14 protein-coding genes are annotated in these 15412 nt (G+C 68.3%); 8 read left to right on the top strand and 6 right to left on the bottom strand.

The genetic code is table 11. The features are described from left to right. Nucleotides 1–10: 10 nt before the first annotated feature. From VGV58_RS20520 to acnA, 3 genes are read right to left on the bottom strand one after another with little or no spacing between them, the layout of a single operon-like run. Nucleotides 11–742, bottom strand: coding sequence for an isochorismatase family protein (locus tag VGV58_RS20520; RefSeq protein WP_326875872.1), 732 nt, complete (start codon nt 740–742; stop codon nt 11–13). Between the two features lie 18 nt (nt 743–760). Next, nucleotides 761–2122, bottom strand: coding sequence for a dihydroorotase (locus VGV58_RS20525; protein ID WP_326875873.1), 1362 nt, complete (start codon nt 2120–2122; stop codon nt 761–763). After that, a complete protein-coding gene (acnA, locus tag VGV58_RS20530; protein ID WP_326875874.1) occupies nt 2119–4827 on the bottom strand; it encodes an aconitate hydratase AcnA in 2709 nt (902 codons plus the stop codon). Before acnA ends, VGV58_RS20525 begins: the two co-directional genes overlap by 4 nt. A gap of 240 nt (nt 4828–5067) precedes the next feature. Between acnA and VGV58_RS20535 the strand changes: the two genes are divergently transcribed. From VGV58_RS20535 to VGV58_RS20550, 4 genes are read left to right on the top strand one after another with little or no spacing between them, the layout of a single operon-like run. Then, nucleotides 5068–5766, top strand: coding sequence for a GntR family transcriptional regulator (locus tag VGV58_RS20535; protein ID WP_326875875.1), 699 nt, complete (start codon nt 5068–5070; stop codon nt 5764–5766). Further along, nucleotides 5763–6713, top strand: coding sequence for an isocitrate lyase/PEP mutase family protein (locus tag VGV58_RS20540; protein ID WP_326875876.1), 951 nt, complete (start codon nt 5763–5765; stop codon nt 6711–6713). The genes VGV58_RS20535 and VGV58_RS20540 overlap by 4 nt, the downstream gene beginning before the upstream one ends. Before the next feature lie 13 nt (nt 6714–6726). Further along, nucleotides 6727–8112 (top strand): FAD-dependent oxidoreductase, encoded by a 1386-nt coding sequence (locus VGV58_RS20545; protein ID WP_326875877.1) that lies wholly within the window; start codon nt 6727–6729, stop codon nt 8110–8112. Between the two features lie 15 nt (nt 8113–8127). Further along, nucleotides 8128–9054 carry a LysR family transcriptional regulator gene (locus tag VGV58_RS20550; protein ID WP_326875878.1) on the top strand — a complete coding sequence of 309 codons (927 nt, stop codon included), beginning with the start codon at nt 8128–8130 and terminating at the stop codon, nt 9052–9054. A 6-nt stretch (nt 9055–9060) separates the two neighbouring features. On the opposite strand, the gene VGV58_RS20555 is transcribed toward VGV58_RS20550, so the two are convergent. Genes VGV58_RS20555 through VGV58_RS20565 form a run of 3 tightly spaced genes read right to left on the bottom strand, consistent with a single transcriptional unit; the run spans nt 9061 to nt 11517 of the window. Then, the gene (locus VGV58_RS20555; protein ID WP_326875879.1) at nt 9061–9765 is read right to left on the bottom strand and encodes an SDR family NAD(P)-dependent oxidoreductase; all 705 of its coding nucleotides are present in this window, start codon (nt 9763–9765) and stop codon (nt 9061–9063) included. 7 nt (nt 9766–9772) lie between these two features. Beyond that, nucleotides 9773–10834: an LLM class flavin-dependent oxidoreductase gene (locus tag VGV58_RS20560; protein WP_326875880.1), complete on the bottom strand. Its 1062-nt coding sequence runs from the start codon at nt 10832–10834 to the stop codon at nt 9773–9775. Continuing rightward, nucleotides 10831–11517, bottom strand: coding sequence for an NADPH-dependent FMN reductase (locus VGV58_RS20565; RefSeq protein ID WP_326875881.1), 687 nt, complete (start codon nt 11515–11517; stop codon nt 10831–10833). The genes VGV58_RS20560 and VGV58_RS20565 overlap by 4 nt, the downstream gene beginning before the upstream one ends. A gap of 365 nt (nt 11518–11882) precedes the next feature. Between VGV58_RS20565 and VGV58_RS20570 the strand changes: the two genes are divergently transcribed. The 4 genes from VGV58_RS20570 to VGV58_RS20585 are packed head-to-tail and all read left to right on the top strand — an operon-like array spanning nt 11883 to nt 15289. Next, entirely contained in the window at nt 11883–12866 is a 984-nt protein-coding gene (locus VGV58_RS20570; RefSeq protein WP_326875882.1) for a Bug family tripartite tricarboxylate transporter substrate binding protein, read from the top strand. Next, nucleotides 12863–13360: a tripartite tricarboxylate transporter TctB family protein gene (locus VGV58_RS20575; protein WP_326875883.1), complete on the top strand. Its 498-nt coding sequence runs from the start codon at nt 12863–12865 to the stop codon at nt 13358–13360. The genes VGV58_RS20570 and VGV58_RS20575 overlap by 4 nt, the downstream gene beginning before the upstream one ends. After that, nucleotides 13360–14859: a tripartite tricarboxylate transporter permease gene (locus VGV58_RS20580; protein WP_326875884.1), complete on the top strand. Its 1500-nt coding sequence runs from the start codon at nt 13360–13362 to the stop codon at nt 14857–14859. The genes VGV58_RS20575 and VGV58_RS20580 overlap by 1 nt, the downstream gene beginning before the upstream one ends. Further along, nucleotides 14849–15289, top strand: coding sequence for a nuclear transport factor 2 family protein (locus VGV58_RS20585; RefSeq protein ID WP_326875885.1), 441 nt, complete (start codon nt 14849–14851; stop codon nt 15287–15289). The genes VGV58_RS20580 and VGV58_RS20585 overlap by 11 nt, the downstream gene beginning before the upstream one ends. Nucleotides 15290–15412 lie beyond the last annotated feature (123 nt).

Here is a 15412-nt window from a genome sequence, read left to right on the forward strand (position 1 = left end):
GGCGGAAGCCTCAACCCTGCACGCCGGTCGGCAAATCGTCGCGGACGGCGAGGCCGCCGAGATAGTCCTTCACCTCGGCCGACGGGATCACGTCGGCATATTTGCAGTTGAGGTCGAACAGGTTGATCGCATGGCTCGCCTGGAAGCGGTCAAACGCCGTCTCCTCCGGGATCACCACCTTGAAATTATAGGAATAGGCGTCGACCGCCGTCGCCCGCAGGCAGCCCGAGGTGGTGCAGCCGGTCAGGATCAGCGTGTCGACGTCGAAGAAGTTGAGATGACTCATGAAGATGGTGCCGAAGAAGCAGGACGGCTTGCGCTTGCCGATGCGGATGTCCTGCGGGCGCGGCGCCAGCGGCGCGACGGTCTGGGTCGCATGCGTCCCCTCGGTCGAGGTCTTCTCGGTGCCGCGATGGTTCTTGCCGACCTGCACGCCGGAATCGATCATGTCCGGCCGGCGGGCGCTCTCGGTGTAGAAGACCGGGATGTTCTTCTCGCGCGCCATCTCCAGCAGCGGCACGATATGCTCGACCGCGGCCCAGGCTTCGGGGCCGCAATGGGTGCGATACTGCTTGAGGCCTTCGAGGATGTCCTCCGGCTTGTCGCCGCAGAAATTGTACTGGACGTCGATGATGAACAGGGCCGGGCGCTTGCCGAAGCCGCCGCGCTTGCCATAGCCGGCCTGCGCATAGACCTGCTTGTCGCGCTCGGTCAGGAAATCGTCCCAGATTCGCTTGGTCATCGTCTTCAGCTTTCAGTCTCAGGAGCGGTGCAGATAGCGGCCGGCCGGCGTCGCGCGTGCCTCGGCATCGACGGCGCCGTCGCTGGCGATGACGCGGCCGCGCAGGATGGTGCGCACGGGCGCGCCCTTGAAGCGCATGCCCTCGTAGGGCGAGTAGTCGGAGTGCGATTCCTGCGTCGCCGGATCGACTAGGACTTCCTTGTCCGGATCGACGACGACGAGATCGGCATCCATGCCGACGGCGATGCCGCCCTTGTTTGGGATCGAATAGAGCCTGGCGACATTGGCGCTGGTCGCGGCGGCGATCTGCTCGATCGGCAGCCCGCGCCTGTGTACGCCCTCATGGATCAGGATCGGCAGCAGCGTGCCGAGGCCGGGGAAGCCGGCGCTCGCCTTCCAGATGTCCGGGCCCTTGGTCTCGCGCTTGCGCGGCACATGGTCGGAGCCGATGGTCGAGATCGTGCCGTCGCGCACGCCCTCCCAAAGCGCCTCGACATCGTTCTCAGACCGCAGCGGCGGATTGACCTTGCCGAGGAAGCCGATCGGCGACTGGCTGGTCAATGCCAGATAGTGGCTGCAGGTCTCGACATGGATCGGCGCACGGCCGGGCCGCTTCGCCCGGCGTACGATCTCCAGGCTCTCGGCGCTCGACATGTGCACGATGTTGACCGGGCACTGCGCCTTCTCGCCGAAATAGATCACGCGGAAGACGTTTTCGGCCTCGAGGAAACCGGGGCTCTGCTCGTCCCAGGCGGGCAGGTCGTTGCGGCCGGCTTCCTTCAGCGGCTCGCGGAAGACCGGGATGACCTCGACATTCTCGCAATGCACGCCGACGACGCCGCCCTTGATGCGCGCACCCTGCAGCAGCGCCCGGTAGAGCAGGCCGTCATCGATCTCGGTAAAACCCTTCGCCGCGCCCGAGGCGCCCTTGTACATCAGGTAGACCTTGATCGAGGTCACGCCGAAACGCTCGGCGCACTCCGGCAGCGTCTCGATGTGCAGCTTGCTGGTGACGCCGAAATGGAAGCCGAAGTCGATCAGCGACTGGCTCTCGCCACGCTCTTTCCACGGCCCGGTCGACTGGCGCAGATCGTTGGAGCGGTGGAAGGTCATCATCCCGGTAACGCCGCCAATGGCGGCGGAGCGCGATTCGGTCTCGAAATCGGTCTCGTTCGAACCGAAGCCGATATGGGTGTGCGGGTCGATCAGCCCCGGCATTACCCATTTGCCACGGCAATCGATGACCTCCTTGGCGCTCGCCTGCTCGCCCGGCGCCAGCAGCGCGGCGATGCGCCCGTCCTTGACCGCGACCGAGCCGGTGCGGACCCCGACGCCCGGGAAGACGATCTCGCCCCCCGCCAGCAAGAGATCGAAACTCATGGATGCTCCGTCGTGACCAGGGCCGGCGCGGTGCGCCGGGTGAAGAAGGCGAGGACCTCGGCCATGATGCCGCCGGCGCGCAGGCAGGCGCGCTCGCTCTGGGTCGAGACATCGGCCGTGACCGAGAAGCGGATGGAACCGGCTGCGCCCGTAGCAACGACCGTCGCCGAGCCGGTGCCGTCGATCGCGGCGACAAGCCCCTCGATGTCGACGGTCTCGCTGCCGTCGAGGCCGAGCTGGCGCCAGCCGTCGCCATCGGCGAAGCGCAGCGGCACCACGCCCATGCCGATCAGGTTGGAGCGGTGGATGCGCTCATAGCTCTCGGCGATGACGGCACGCACCCCGAGGAGGGCCGAGCCCTTGGCCGCCCAGTCGCGGCTGGAGCCCATGCCGTAATCCTTGCCGCCCAACACGACCAGTGGCACGTTGCGCTCGGCATAGGCGCTCGCCGCCTCATGCACGGAGACGACCTCGCCTTCCGGCTGGAGCTGCGTCCAGCCACCCTCGCGGCCGGGCACCATCTGGTTCTTGATGCGCAGATTGGCGAAGGTGGCGCGCGCCATCACCTCGTGATTGCAGCGCCGGCCGACATAGGTGTTGAACGCCTTCGGCTCGATGCCGAGCCCGATCAGATAGCGCCCGGCCGGGCTGTCGACCGGGATCTCGCCGCTCGGCGAGATGTGGTCGGTCGTCAGCGAGTCGCCATAGGCGCCGAGCGCGCGCGCGCCCGTCAGGCGCTCCGGCACACCCTCGCGCGCCCGCTCGCGGGCAAGCTCCAGGAAAGGCGGCTCGACCAGATAGCTCGATTGCGGGTTCCAGCCGAAGCGCAGGCCGCTCGGTGCGGCAAGCTCGTCCCAGAGCAGCGTCGACGGCGTCTCGCCATAGACTTCACGGAACAGGCGCTCATCACCTGCGCGGGCGGCGAGCGTGGCGATCTCTTCCTCGCCCGGCCAGAGATCGGCGAGATAGACCGGCTTTTCCGCTTCCGCGCCGTTGAGCGGCTCGCTTTCGAGATCGATGTCGATCCGCCCGGCCAGCGCGAAGGCGACGACCAGCGGCGGCGACATGATGTAGTTGGCTCGTACCTGGCGATGGATGCGGCCCTCGAAATTGCGGTTGCCCGAGAGCGCGGCGGCGGCGACCAGCCCCCCGGCATCGATCGCCTGCGCCATCACCGGCAGCAGCGGGCCGGACTTGCCGCCGCAGGTGGTGCAGCCATAGCCGACCACGCCGAAGCCAAGCTGCTCCAGCGGTGCCAGCAGGCCGAGTTCGTCGAGATAGCGCGTCACCACGCGCGAGCCCGGCGCCAGCGAGGTCTTGACCCAGTCGGGAACGTTGAGCCCAGCAGCCACAGCATTCCGCGCCAGTAGCCCGGCAGCGATCATCACCGCAGGATTGGAGGTATTGGTGCAGGCGGTGATCGCCGCGATCGCCAGCGCGCCATGCCGAAGCTCTGCCGAGCCGGCGGGTGTCGAGACCGGAACGGCCGCGCCGGGATCGGCGGCAAAGCCGCCCTCCGCCAGCGGCTGCGGCAGCCGGCCCGCGAAATCCGTCGCGACGGCGGATAGATCGAGCCGGTCCTGCGGGCGGCGCGGCCCGGCGACGCTGCGGCCGACCTTAGCGAGGTCGATCTCGATCACGCGCGAATAATCCGGATCGGGCAGGCCGGGCTCGCGGAACATGGCATTGGCCCGCGCATAGGCCTCGACGAAGGCGGCCTGCTCCGGCGAGCGCGTGCGAGAGAGATAGGCGATGGTCTGCGCATCGATCGGAAAGAAGCCAGCGGTCGCGCCATATTCCGGCGCCATGTTGGCGAGCGTTGCCCTCGATGGCACCGACAAAGTCGCCGCGCCCGGCCCGAAATATTCGATCACCGTCGCAACGACCCGCTCGCGCCGCAGCCGCTCGGTGACGGTGAGGACGAGGTCGGTGGTGGTCGCGCCGGCCGGCAGCGCCCCGATGAGCCTGACGCCGACGAATTCCGGCACCGGGAAGACATAAGGTTGCCCGAGCATCGCCGCCTGCGCTTCGATGCCGCCGACGCCCCAGCCGAGCACGCCGATGCCGTTGATCATCGGCGTATGGGAATCGCCGCCGATGACGAAGTCCGGGCAGGCGATCTCGCCGAGCGATGTCGCGACCCGCGTGACCACGGGAGCGATGTGTTCCAGATTGACCTGATGGATGATGCCGGTGCCCGGCGGATAGACACGGACGGAGCGAAAAGCCTGCTGCGCCCATTTCAGGAAGCTGTAGCGCTCGCCATTGCGCTCGAATTCGCGCGCCATGTTGCGCGCCATCGCATCTGGCGTAGCCGAGACGTCGACCTGCAGGGAGTGGTCGACGATGACGTCGACGGGAATGCGCGGCTCGACGCTGGCCAGATCGCAGCCGGCCTCGGCAACGGCATCGCGCAACGAGGCGAGATCGAGCAGTACCGGCAGGCCGCTGGAATCGGGCAGGATGACGCGGCCGACGGTCAGCGGCACGCCGACGCCATGGTTCTCGCGCCACTGCAGCATCGCCGCGACCGCGTCCGCACCGATATTGGGATCGCAGAGCCGACCGCGTTCGAGATTCTCGACGAAGACGCGGCAGGCGTAGGGCAGCGCGACAAGCGAGACACCGGCACGCTCGGCCGCACGGGCGACCGAGACGTAAGCGCCCGCCGCAGCAGCGCTCTCCAGGGGGTTATCGGACGTCATGACGTCGGCCATTTCGCCGTTCGCATCGTTCTCACTCGCCGAAAATGAAAGGGGGGTCCATAAATGTCAACACTTTCAGAAAAGTATTTTTCTACAGACATTTTGGCTCTCGAACGTCCGACGGCTAAACCAGTATCGCATTAAATACTGAGTCTACCACACGAGGCTCTGCTGGCCGGATTCTGGCAAGCGCCCTTCAAAACTGTTGACACATTTTCAACCCGCTCCTAACGTTCGCGCATGGATCTGCAGGAAGCGGCACCCGGCGAACGGCGCCCCGAGACGCTCGGCGAAGAAATCTTCGGCCGCATTCTCGATCTGATCTACAGCACCGAACTCGCGCCCGGCATGGTCGTCAACGAATCCGTGCTGGCCACGCGCTTCGGCGTCAGCCGCGGCCCGGTCCGCGAAGCGATCCGCCGTCTCCAGGGCATCCAGCTCGTCTCCCGCGAGCCGTTCCTGCGGGCGCGCGTCGTCTCGCTCTCGTCGCAGGCGATCCTCGAACTCTTCCAGATGCGCGAAGCGCTCGAAGGCTATGCCTGCCGCCTCGCCGCCCAGCAGATGAGCGAGGCCGAGATCGACGCGCTGATCGCCGATCTCGAGGCCGCCCATTCCGGGCACCAGCCCGAAGGCGCGCGCTTCGATTTCCACGAGCGCGTCGTCCGCGCCAGCGGCAACAGCCGCATCATCGACAGCCTCTGCGGCGATCTCTACCACCTGCTGCGCATCTACCGGCGCATCTCCGGCGCCGTGCCGGAGCGCAAGGAGCTCGCCTTCACCGAGCACTGGCAGATCCTGCGCGCCATCAAGATGCGCGACGGAGCCCTCGCCGAATCCCTGATGCGCTCGCATGTCGAGCGCGCCGGCCGCCATGTGCTGGCCCAGGTTCCCGAAACACCATCCATTGCTGCCGCCGATGCGGAGAAACGAGCATCATGATCGCCAGACGCGAGATTTCGGCTCCGGCCGCCTTCCGGGCCCTGCTCAATTCCGGCGAGTTCATCGTCTCGCCCGGCGTCTATGACGGCTACAGCGCCCGCCTGGTCGAGGCCGCTGGCTTCAAGAGCGCCTGCACCAGCGGCGCCGCCATCGCCAATGCGATCCTCGGCGTCGAGGACCTCGGCATGATGGGGCTGAACGAGAACGTCAATCACTGCCGCCAGCTCGCCCGCTCGATCGCGATCCCGCTGACCTGCGACGCCGACAATGGCTACGGCAACCCGATGAACGTGCACTACACCGTGCAGATGTTCGAGGAGGCCGGCGCTGCCGGCGTCAACCTCGAGGACCAGGTCAGCCCGAAGCGCTGCGGCCACATGCCGGGCAAGGAAGTCGTCTCCAGGGAGGAGATGGTCAAGAAGATCGAGGCCGCCTGCCTCGCCCGCCGCGACGACGACTTCGTCATCATCGCCCGCACCGACGCCCTCGCCGTCGAGGGTCTCGACGCGACGCTGGAGCGCATTCGCGCCTATGTCGCGGCCGGCGCCGACGCGATCTTCCCTGACGCGGTCAAGACCGAGGACCAGATTGCCCGCGTCGTCGAGGCAGCCGGCGGCAAGCCGGTCTCGATCAATATGGGCTTCGGCATCCGCCCGCGCCCGACCACGCCGCTGATCCCGCTGCCGCGCCTCAAGGAGCTCGGCGTGCGCCGTGTCAGCCTGCCGCGCATGCTGCCGGCCGCCGCGATCAAGGCGATGCAGGAAGCGCTCTCGGTGATGCGCGGCGTGATGGAAACCGGCATCCCGGCCGACCGCTCCGACCTGCTCGTCGGGATCGAGGAGATCTGGAACCTGATGGGCTTCCCGGCCATGCAGGCGCTGGAGAAGCAGCTCCTCACCACCGACCATTACGAGACCAAGTACAAGGCGGCGGCGAAGGCCTCCTGAGGTGGAGCGGGCCATGGCGTCCGCCGAGCCTGACCTCGCGGTCGACGTCCTCGTCATCGGCGCCGGCGGCTGCGGCCTCGTCGCGGCGCTCGCAGCGCATGAGGCGGGCGCCGAGGTCGCGGTCGTCGAGAAGCTGCCGCGCCTCGCCGGCAACACCATGCTGTCGAGCGGCTCGATCCCCGCAGCCGGCACACGCTTCCAGGTCGCAGCCAGCATCGCCGACGATCCCGCCCGCTTCGCCGCCGACTTACGCCGCACGGCCGGCCCGCACGAGGCCGAGGCACTGGTCGATCGCCTCAGCGAAATCTCGGCGCCGATGGTCGAATGGCTCGCCGATACCATCGGCCTGCCGATCGAATTGATCGGCGCCTATCGGCATGTCGGCCACAGCGTCAACCGCCTGCACGCCGTGCCTTCGCGCCGCGGCTCCGACCTGATGCAGGGCCTCTGGCAGGCGGCGGAGATGCGCGGCATTCCGGTGGCGCTGGCCACCCCAGCGACGACACTTCTCGTCGAAGATGGTGCCGTCCGCGGTGCGCGGATCCAGACGCAAGGCAGCGAGGAAAGCCTGATCGCCGCTAAGGCGGTGATCCTCGCCTGCAACGGTTTCGGCCATGACCGCCAGCTGCTCGCCCGCCACGCGCCCGACATCGCCGGAGCCGAGTATTTCGGCGCGCTCGGCAGCGATGGCGAGGCGGTGCGCTGGGGCGAGGCACTCGGCGCGCGCCTCGCCAATATGGGCGCTTACCAGGCTCATTCCGCCATCGCCCAGCCGCATGGCGAGCTCGTCACCTGGACGGTCGTCGAGAAGGGCGGCGTCATCGTCGATGAGAGCGGCCGACGCTTCGCCGACGAGACCCTCGGCTACTCCGCCTTCGCCGCGCCGGCCCTGGCGCGCGGCGGGCGCCTGTTCGCGATTTATGACAGCCGCATCCGCGAGGCGACCGCCGCCGGACAGCCGGATTTCGGCGTGCTCGTCGCCCATGGCGGCGCCCCCGATTTCGCCGATGCCGAAGCGCTCGCCACCGCCTGCCGGCTTCCAGCGGATACGCTCACCGAAACGCTGGCGCTGGCTGCCGGCGCAGCCAAGGGCGACCGTCCGGATGCCCTCGGCCGCAAGGCCTGGGGCATGGGGGTGCTGCAGGCACCTTTCGTCGCAACACGGATCGCGCCGGCACTGTTCCACACCCAGGGCGGCCTGCTCGTCGACGAGGAGGCCCGGGTCCTGCGCGCGGATGGCGGCATCGTGCCGGGCCTCTATGCCGGCGGCGGCGCTGCCGCAGGCATCAGCGGACGGGCAGGCGGCGCCGGCTATGCCTCGGGCAACGGCCTGCTCGCGGCGCTCGGCCTCGGCTTCATCGCCGGGCGAGCCGCAGCCGGCCAAGCGCAAGCGACCTAAAGGGGCGCGCGGCCGATGGATCTCCGGGCGCTGCGCTATTTCCGGACGGTCGCCGAATGCGGCAGCTTCAGCCGCGCCTCGGAGATGCTGCGCATCTCCCAGCCGGCCGTGAGCCGCACCATCCGCGAGCTCGAAGCCGAGCTCGGCAAGGAGCTGCTCGAACGCGGCCGCGACGGCGCCCGCCTCACCGAGGCCGGCCGCATCCTGTTCGAGCACTCAGCCCAGCTCCTGCGTCAGGTCGAGCAGGCCGCCAGCGACGTCCGCCGCGGCGCTGCCGCCCTGACCGGCCGCCTCACCATCGGCATGCCGCCGGGCGTCGGCCATCTGCTGGCGCCGCCCCTGCTCGCCCGCTTCAGCGCCGCACATGAGCAGGTCGAAATCAAGATCGTCGGCGGCTTCTCGAGCCAGCTTCACGACCTGCTCGCTCGCCGCCAGCTCGATCTCGCCTTCGCCCATGATCCTCTCCCTCAGCGCGGCCTCAAGGTCACGCCTCTGCTGCGCGAAGAGGTCTTTGTCGTAGGGCTGCCCGGCAGCCTCGGCGACGGTCGCGGCGGCTTGCCATCGGCCGAGATCGTCAAGCTGCCGCTGATCCTGCCGAGCCGGCCGAACGCCTCGCGCCGGCTGCTCGACGCCTGGGCTGCGCGCGAGGGCTTGTGGATCGACGCCCGCTACGAGGTCGACGATCACGTCATCACCAGCGGGCTGGTCAAGCGCGGCCTCGGCGTCAGCCTGATGACCCGCGCAACCCTCGCCGCCGGCATGCTCGCCGGGGAGATCGAGGTCCGCCCGATTGCGCCGCGCGCCTATTGGCCGCTGGCGCTGGTCGAGCTCGATTTGCCTTCGCCCGCGGGCATCGCCAGCGAATTCGTCCGCATCGCCCGCGAGATCGTGCGGGAGATGACCGAACAGGGACGCTGGCCCGGCGCCATCGGGCCCGAGTGACCGTTTTCAGCCTGGCGCCACCAGCGAGGCCCCACCGCAGACATAGAGCGTCTGGCCGGTGATCGCCCCTGCCTCCGGCGCCAGCAGGCACTGCGCGAGATAGGCGACTTCGTCCGGCGCAATCAGCCGGCCGATCGGCAGCGAGACGGAAGGCGCCTCACCGCGACCGGGATCGCGCAGCATCGGCGTGTCGGTCGCCGCCGGTGCCACGACATTGACGGTGATCCCGCGCGGCGCCAGCTCGAGCGCCAGGCTGCGGGCAATACCGTGCAGCGCAGCCTTGGTCGCGGCATAGGCGCCGCGCCCGGGCCGGCCGAGCGCGCCGCGGCTCGACAACAGCACGATACGCCCCCGCCCATCGGGCAAGGTTGGCACGAGCTCGCGCAGGATCGCGATGGCGGCGCCAACATGCAGCCGCCACAGCACCTCGACATCCTCGTCACGTATCTCAGCGATGCGCCCCGTCCGCATCAGCCCGGCGCAATGCACGAAGGCGTCCGGCCGCTCCGCGATGATCGCCGGCAGGACGCCCGCCAGCGCTGCCGCATCGAGCAGGTCGAGCGGGATCGTGCGCAGGCCGGCAGCTTCAGTCTCGGTCGGCGCCGGCTGGCGGTCGATGCCGGTGACGCGCCAGCCGGCCGCGAGCAGGCGCTGCGCCAGAGCGAGCCCGATCCCGGACGAGCTGCCGGTGATCAGGGCGTGACGTGACATTGCCGCCTCAGCCATGGGCCAGTTCCGATTCCGGCCGCATCGCCCCGGCATCGATCACCAGCCGCTTGCGCAACAATGGGACGACCTTCTCGGCGAATTTGGCGAGCCCCTCCGCCATCGGGTGGAAGCGCAGCATCAGGCAATCGACGCCGATGCGCTGGTAGGCCTCGATCCGCTGCGCCAGCAGCTCCGGTGTGCCGACGAGGCCGGCGCCGAGCCCGCGCGCTGCCACCGCGGCGATCCGGCTGCGCTTGCCGTAGTCCAGCATCTCCTCGGCCTGGGCATAGGCCTCGTCCAGCGTATCGGCGCAGATCACATGCGCGCTGAGCCCGATCCCGAGCTCGCGGCCATGGCTCGCCGCGAGCGCCTTCATCTCGGCGATCTCCTGCGTCATCACCGCGAGATTGTCGTCGTAGAGTCGATAGTCGGGCACGTAATCGGCGAACCAGACATCGCAGCTTTCTGCCACCAGCGCCTTGCCCTCCGGCGAGCGGCTGGCGGCATAGATCGGTGGCGGCGAGCGGCGCGCCTTCAAGGGCAGACTCGCTTTCTCCACCGTGTAGTAGCGGCCGCTGAAGGAGAACGCCTCTTCAGTCCACAGGCCGCGCAGCACCCGGACGAATTCGCCCAGGCGCGCGGCACGGTCAGTGCTGTTTTCCAGCCAGCCGCCATTGCCGAACAGGTTCAGCTCGTCTGGCCACCAGCCATTGACCAGGTTGATCGCGAAGCGCCCGCCGCTGATCCGGTCGAGCGAGGCGCCCATCTTGGCCACCGCCTGCGGCGTGACGATGCCGGGATGGGCGGCGACCATCAGTTCCATCCGCCGCGTTCGCTGCGACAGCGCCGAGGCCATGACCCAGGATTCGAGATCGGGGCCCAGCCAGCGCTCGGCGATCAGCGAGATCGAGAACCCGGCTTCTTCCGCCTGCTGCAGGATGCGCGCGGCGAATTCGAAGGAGGTATCGGCCACTCCACCGGCGCCGGCCGTGCCGAGCTCGGCGATCGCGCGCTCCATCTCGGGCTCGGCGCGGATGGTGTGGGGCAAGGGCGCCCAGATTCCCAGTCTCATGGCGTGGTCCCGGTCGATGTGAAGCTCGCGGCGTGCTGCATCGACGCCAGACCGGCAAGCGTGGACGCTTGCGATTGGGCGAAGGCAAGCACCTGCTCGCCGACGCGGCCGAGATCGGCGGTGACCGCGGGGTCGTTGCAAATTCCGCCTGCGAACAGGCCGGGCACGGTGCGGATCGTCGCGCCATAGGGCGTCAGCCAGCCGCGCAGGGCATGCGCGATCGTCCGTAGCGTCGCCAGTGTCTGGCCCGCCGCCTGCCAGCCGGCGGCACAGGCGATCAGCCCGATCGGAACGCCGTCGAGATAGGGCCGCGCCTCCCCCGACAGCTCCTCGGCATAGTCGAGCGCGTTCTTGATCAGGCCGGAGATGGTGCCGTGATAGGCAGGGCTCGCGATGATCAGCCCGTCGCAATGCATCAGCGCCGAGACCAGTGCGGCGGCCCCCGCATCGCGGCTCGCGACGCCAGGCTGATAGAGCGGCAGCAGCAGCTCGCGCCCGGCGAAGATGCGGATCTCGGCTTCCTCCCCGATCGCCTCGCAGGCCTGGCGCAAGGCGAGCTCGGTCGAGGATTGCTCACGGGGCGTGCCGCCGATGCCGACGATCAGCGGTTTGACGGCAGGTGTTACGGCGGGAGGGGACGTGGCCAGCATGGTCTCCGGCTCGAACGGGACTGATGACGCCACGAAACCGGGTCCACGGCCCGACGTCCAAGGCCGTTTCGTCATCGCCCCATAAGCAGATTGCATGCAGGTTTCGTCAAATACTGTTGACACTATCTGTGACCGCCCCCGCGCCACCACCAACGCCCGCCACGCACCGACACTCCTCGTCTCGACAGAGGTGGGCGGCGGGACACCGCCGGGCAGGGCTTCAATCGACAGCAGCCGCTTGACTGCCTGCTTTCGAGACACATGCAGAAATATGCGCCAGGCTGCACGGTAAGAAGTGTTGACATTTTCTTGCATACAGCAAAGGCTCAGATATCGCGCCTGGCCGGGGCACCGTGCCCGGCACGCGCCGATCAGATCGGAACGAGGGAAGACAAACGATGAGCGGGATGGACGATGCGGGGATCGGGAGGCGCGCCCTCCTCGGCGGACTCGTCGCCACGGCCGGGCTCGGCCTGGCGAGCAGAGCGGCCTTCGCCTTTCCGACGCAGCCGATCACCTTCGTCGTGCCCTATGCGCCAGGCTCGACCGACCAGTTCGCCCGCGCCTTCGGCACCGAGCTGGAGAAGATCCTCGGCAAGAACGTGCTGGTCGAGACCCGGCCCGGCGCCGGCGGCACGATCGGCGCGAACTATGTCGCCAAATCGGCCAAGCCCGACGGCCACACCATGCTGTTCTCGACCTCGGCGCCGCTTTCGGTCGCGCCGCACCAGAACCAGCTTCCCTATGCGGTGTCCGACCTGCGGCCGGTTGCCCGCGTCGGCCTCGGTCCCAACGTCATGGGAGCCCGCATCGGCGCGCCCTTCAACGACGTGAAGAGCCTCGTCGCCTATGCCAAGGCCAATCCGGAGAAGGTCACCTTCGGCAGCGCCGGCACCGGTGGCGGCACGCATCTCTCCGGCGAGGCCTTCGCCCTGGCCGCCGACATCAAGCTGACCCATGTGCCCTTCCCCGGCGCGACGCCGGCGGTGGCGGCAACGGTCGGCGGCACCATCGACCTCGCGCTCGGCTTCGCCCAGTCGATCGTGCCGCAGGCCAAGGGCGGGCGCATGATCCCGATCGCCCAGTTCGGCAAGACGCGCGCCAAGATCCTGCCGGATGTGCCGACCTTCGCCGAATCCGGCGTCGATCTCGCACTCTCGCCGCTGGTCGGCATCTGGGCGCCGAAGGCAACACCCGATGCGGTGGTGCAGCAGCTCGCTGCCGCGATCGAGAAGGCCAGCACCGGCCCGGCGGTCATCGCCTTTGCGCAGAGCACGATGACCGAGGTCGAGTTCGCAGGCCCCGACGTCTTCGGCCGCGAGATCGCCGAGGAAAGCGCGATGATGAAGCCACTGCTCGTCAAGCTCGGCCTGGCCAAATGAGCGACTCGGCGAGCGGCCGGCAGAACGGCCTGATCGACAGGCTGCGGCCACGCCTCGGCGCGGTCGTCGGCATCGCCTGCGGCCTGATCGGAATCGTCGCCTCGCTGCAGCTGCCGCTCGGCACGAGCCGGCTGCTCGGCCCCGGCGCGGTGCCGCTGCTGCTCTCGCTGGCAATGACCGGCCTGAGCCTCGCCCTGTTCGTCAAGCCGGGCCCGGACGAGGCCGACGCCGACGAGGAGGATGGCGGCCTGCACGGCGCGATGATGGTCGCGCTCGTCGCGCTGATGATCGGCGCCTTCGCGCTGCTGCTGACCTGGCTCGGCTTCATCGTCGCCGGCATCGCGCTGATGTACGGCCTCTACGCTGTCGGTGAGGAAAGGCTGGTCTCGGCGAAGGCCCTCCTCCGGGCCGTGCTGACCGCCCTCGCCGCCTATCTGCTCTTCGTCGTCGCGCTCTCGGTCAACATGCCGGCCGGCACGCTCTGGGGTTACTGATGGAAGGCTTGCTCGGAGGATTCATCGTCGCCCTCAAGCCGATGAACCTGGTGTTCTGCTTCGGCGGCGCGCTGATCGGCACGCTGATCGGCGTCCTGCCCGGGCTCGGGCCCACGGCGGCGATCGCCATGCTGCTGCCGCTGACCATCGGGCTCGACCCGGTTTCGGCGATCATCATGATCGCCGGCATCTATTACGGCGCCAGCTATGGCGGCTCGACCACCGCGATCCTCGTCAAGATCCCCGGCGAGGCCCAGAGCGTCGTCACCTGCCTCGACGGCTACAAGATGGCGCAGCAGGGCCGCGCCGGCAGCGCCATCGCCATCGCCGCGATCGGCTCCTTCGTCGCCGGCACGGTCGGCGCGCTCGCCATCGGCCTGATCAGCATGCCGCTGGTCGAGTTCGCCATCCGCTTCGGGCCGGCCGAGAACCTGTCGCTGCTGCTGCTCGGCTTCATCGTCATCCTGGTCCTGGCCAAGGGCAACGTCGTCAAGTCGCTGATCATGATCGCCGCCGGCCTCTTGCTCAGCATGGTCGGGCAGGACGTCATCACCGGCCAGCCGCGCTTCACCCTCGGCATCCCCGAGCTCACCGACGGCTTCGGCGTGGTCGTGGTCGCCATGGGCATCTTCGGTCTCGGCGAGGTCTTCGAGAATGTCGAGAAGTTCCGGACACGCTCGATGCAGGCCGTGCCGGTCGGCAGCCTGATGCCGACGAAGGAGGACTGGAAGCGCTCGGCCATGCCGATCGCACGCGGCTCGGTACTCGGCTTCCTGATCGGCCTGCTGCCGGGCGGCGGGGCGACGCTCGCCTCCTTCATCTCCTATGGCGTCGAGAAGAAGTTCACCAAACATCCCGAGGAGTTCGGCAACGGCGCCGTCGAGGGCGTCGCCGGGCCGGAAGCCGCCAACAATGCCGGCGCCGCCGGTTCCTTCATCCCGCTGCTGGCGCTCGGCCTGCCGGGCAACCCTGTCACCGCCCTGTTGCTCGGCGCCCTGATCGTCCACAACGTCACGCCCGGCCCGCTGATGATCCAGGAGCGTCCGGAGATCTTCTGGGGCGTGATCGCCTCGATGTATGTCGGCAATGTCATGCTGGTGGCGCTGAACCTGCCGCTGATCGGTATCTGGGTGCAGCTGCTGAAGGTGCCTTATCGCGCGCTCTACGCCGCGCTGATCCTGTTCATGATCATCGGCGCCTACTCGCTCAACAACAATCCGGTCGAGGTCCTGCTCCTGCTGCTGTTCGGCGTGCTCGGCTACGGCCTGCGCAAGCTGCGCTTCGATACGGCGCCGTTGATCCTCGCCTTCGTGCTGGGCGGGCCGATCGAGTTCAACCTGCGCCAGACCATGATGCTGGCGCGCGATCCGCTCGACTATCTGATGGGCCGGCCGATCGCCTTGACCATCCTGGCTTTCGGCCTGCTGCTGATCGTGCTGCCGATGTTCTCGAAAGTGCGGCAGAAGCTGATGGTGGCAAGGGCTGTCAATGAGCTCTGAAGCGATCCTCTCCCCTGCCCTGGCGGCCGAACGCCATGACGGCCCGAAAGCGCTCGCACTCCGCTATCTCGCGGCGATGGAGCGGCGCGACATCGACGCCGCTCGCAGCTTCGTCTCCGCGGATGCCGCATTCATCTTCCCCGGCGGCGTCAGGCGCAGCGATCTCGCCGCCATCGTCAGCGGCTCGTCCGGCCGCTATCGCAACATCGCCAAGCACATTGAGCGCTGCGACCTCTGCGAGAGCGCTGACGGCACGGCGATCGTCTACGTCCTCGGCAGCCTCTATGGCCATTGGCCTGATGGCACCGCCTTCTCCGGTATCCGCTTCGTTGACCGCTTCGAGATTGCCGGGGGATCGATCCAGCGCCAGGAGGTCTGGAACGACAGCGGCGAGGCGCGGCTGGCGGCGCAGGCGCAAAATGCCGGCTAAGGCTCCGTTCTCGACCGACAACCTCGAAGAGGTCCATGCAATCTTCGGCGATTGCTCGCAACGACGGGCAGCCGGCCGAGGCAGCAACGGTTGACAGAGCCGAGATTTCGGCACGTACTGAAT

The sequence above is a fragment of the Allobosea sp. genome (assembly GCF_035944895.1).
GTDB lineage: Bacteria > Pseudomonadota > Alphaproteobacteria > Rhizobiales > Beijerinckiaceae > Allobosea.

Bases quoted from the DNA above. Each gene is read 5' to 3' on its own strand.
- VGV58_RS20585 (WP_326875885.1), top strand. From the start codon at position 14,849: ATGAGCTCTGAAGCGATCCTCTCCCCTGCCCTGGCGGCCGAACGCCAT.
- VGV58_RS20580 (WP_326875884.1), top strand. From the start codon at position 13,360: ATGGAAGGCTTGCTCGGAGGATTCATCGTCGCCCTCAAGCCGATGAAC.
- VGV58_RS20535 (WP_326875875.1), top strand. From the start codon at position 5,068: ATGGATCTGCAGGAAGCGGCACCCGGCGAACGGCGCCCCGAGACGCTC.
- VGV58_RS20520 (WP_326875872.1), bottom strand. From the start codon at position 742: ATGACCAAGCGAATCTGGGACGATTTCCTGACCGAGCGCGACAAGCAG.
- VGV58_RS20525 (WP_326875873.1), bottom strand. From the start codon at position 2,122: ATGAGTTTCGATCTCTTGCTGGCGGGGGGCGAGATCGTCTTCCCGGGC.
- VGV58_RS20560 (WP_326875880.1), bottom strand. From the start codon at position 10,834: ATGAGACTGGGAATCTGGGCGCCCTTGCCCCACACCATCCGCGCCGAG.
- acnA (WP_326875874.1), bottom strand. From the start codon at position 4,827: ATGACGTCCGATAACCCCCTGGAGAGCGCTGCTGCGGCGGGCGCTTAC.
- VGV58_RS20550 (WP_326875878.1), top strand. From the start codon at position 8,128: ATGGATCTCCGGGCGCTGCGCTATTTCCGGACGGTCGCCGAATGCGGC.
- VGV58_RS20555 (WP_326875879.1), bottom strand. From the start codon at position 9,765: ATGTCACGTCACGCCCTGATCACCGGCAGCTCGTCCGGGATCGGGCTC.
- VGV58_RS20570 (WP_326875882.1), top strand. From the start codon at position 11,883: ATGAGCGGGATGGACGATGCGGGGATCGGGAGGCGCGCCCTCCTCGGC.
- VGV58_RS20545 (WP_326875877.1), top strand. From the start codon at position 6,727: ATGGCGTCCGCCGAGCCTGACCTCGCGGTCGACGTCCTCGTCATCGGC.
- VGV58_RS20575 (WP_326875883.1), top strand. From the start codon at position 12,863: ATGAGCGACTCGGCGAGCGGCCGGCAGAACGGCCTGATCGACAGGCTG.
- VGV58_RS20540 (WP_326875876.1), top strand. From the start codon at position 5,763: ATGATCGCCAGACGCGAGATTTCGGCTCCGGCCGCCTTCCGGGCCCTG.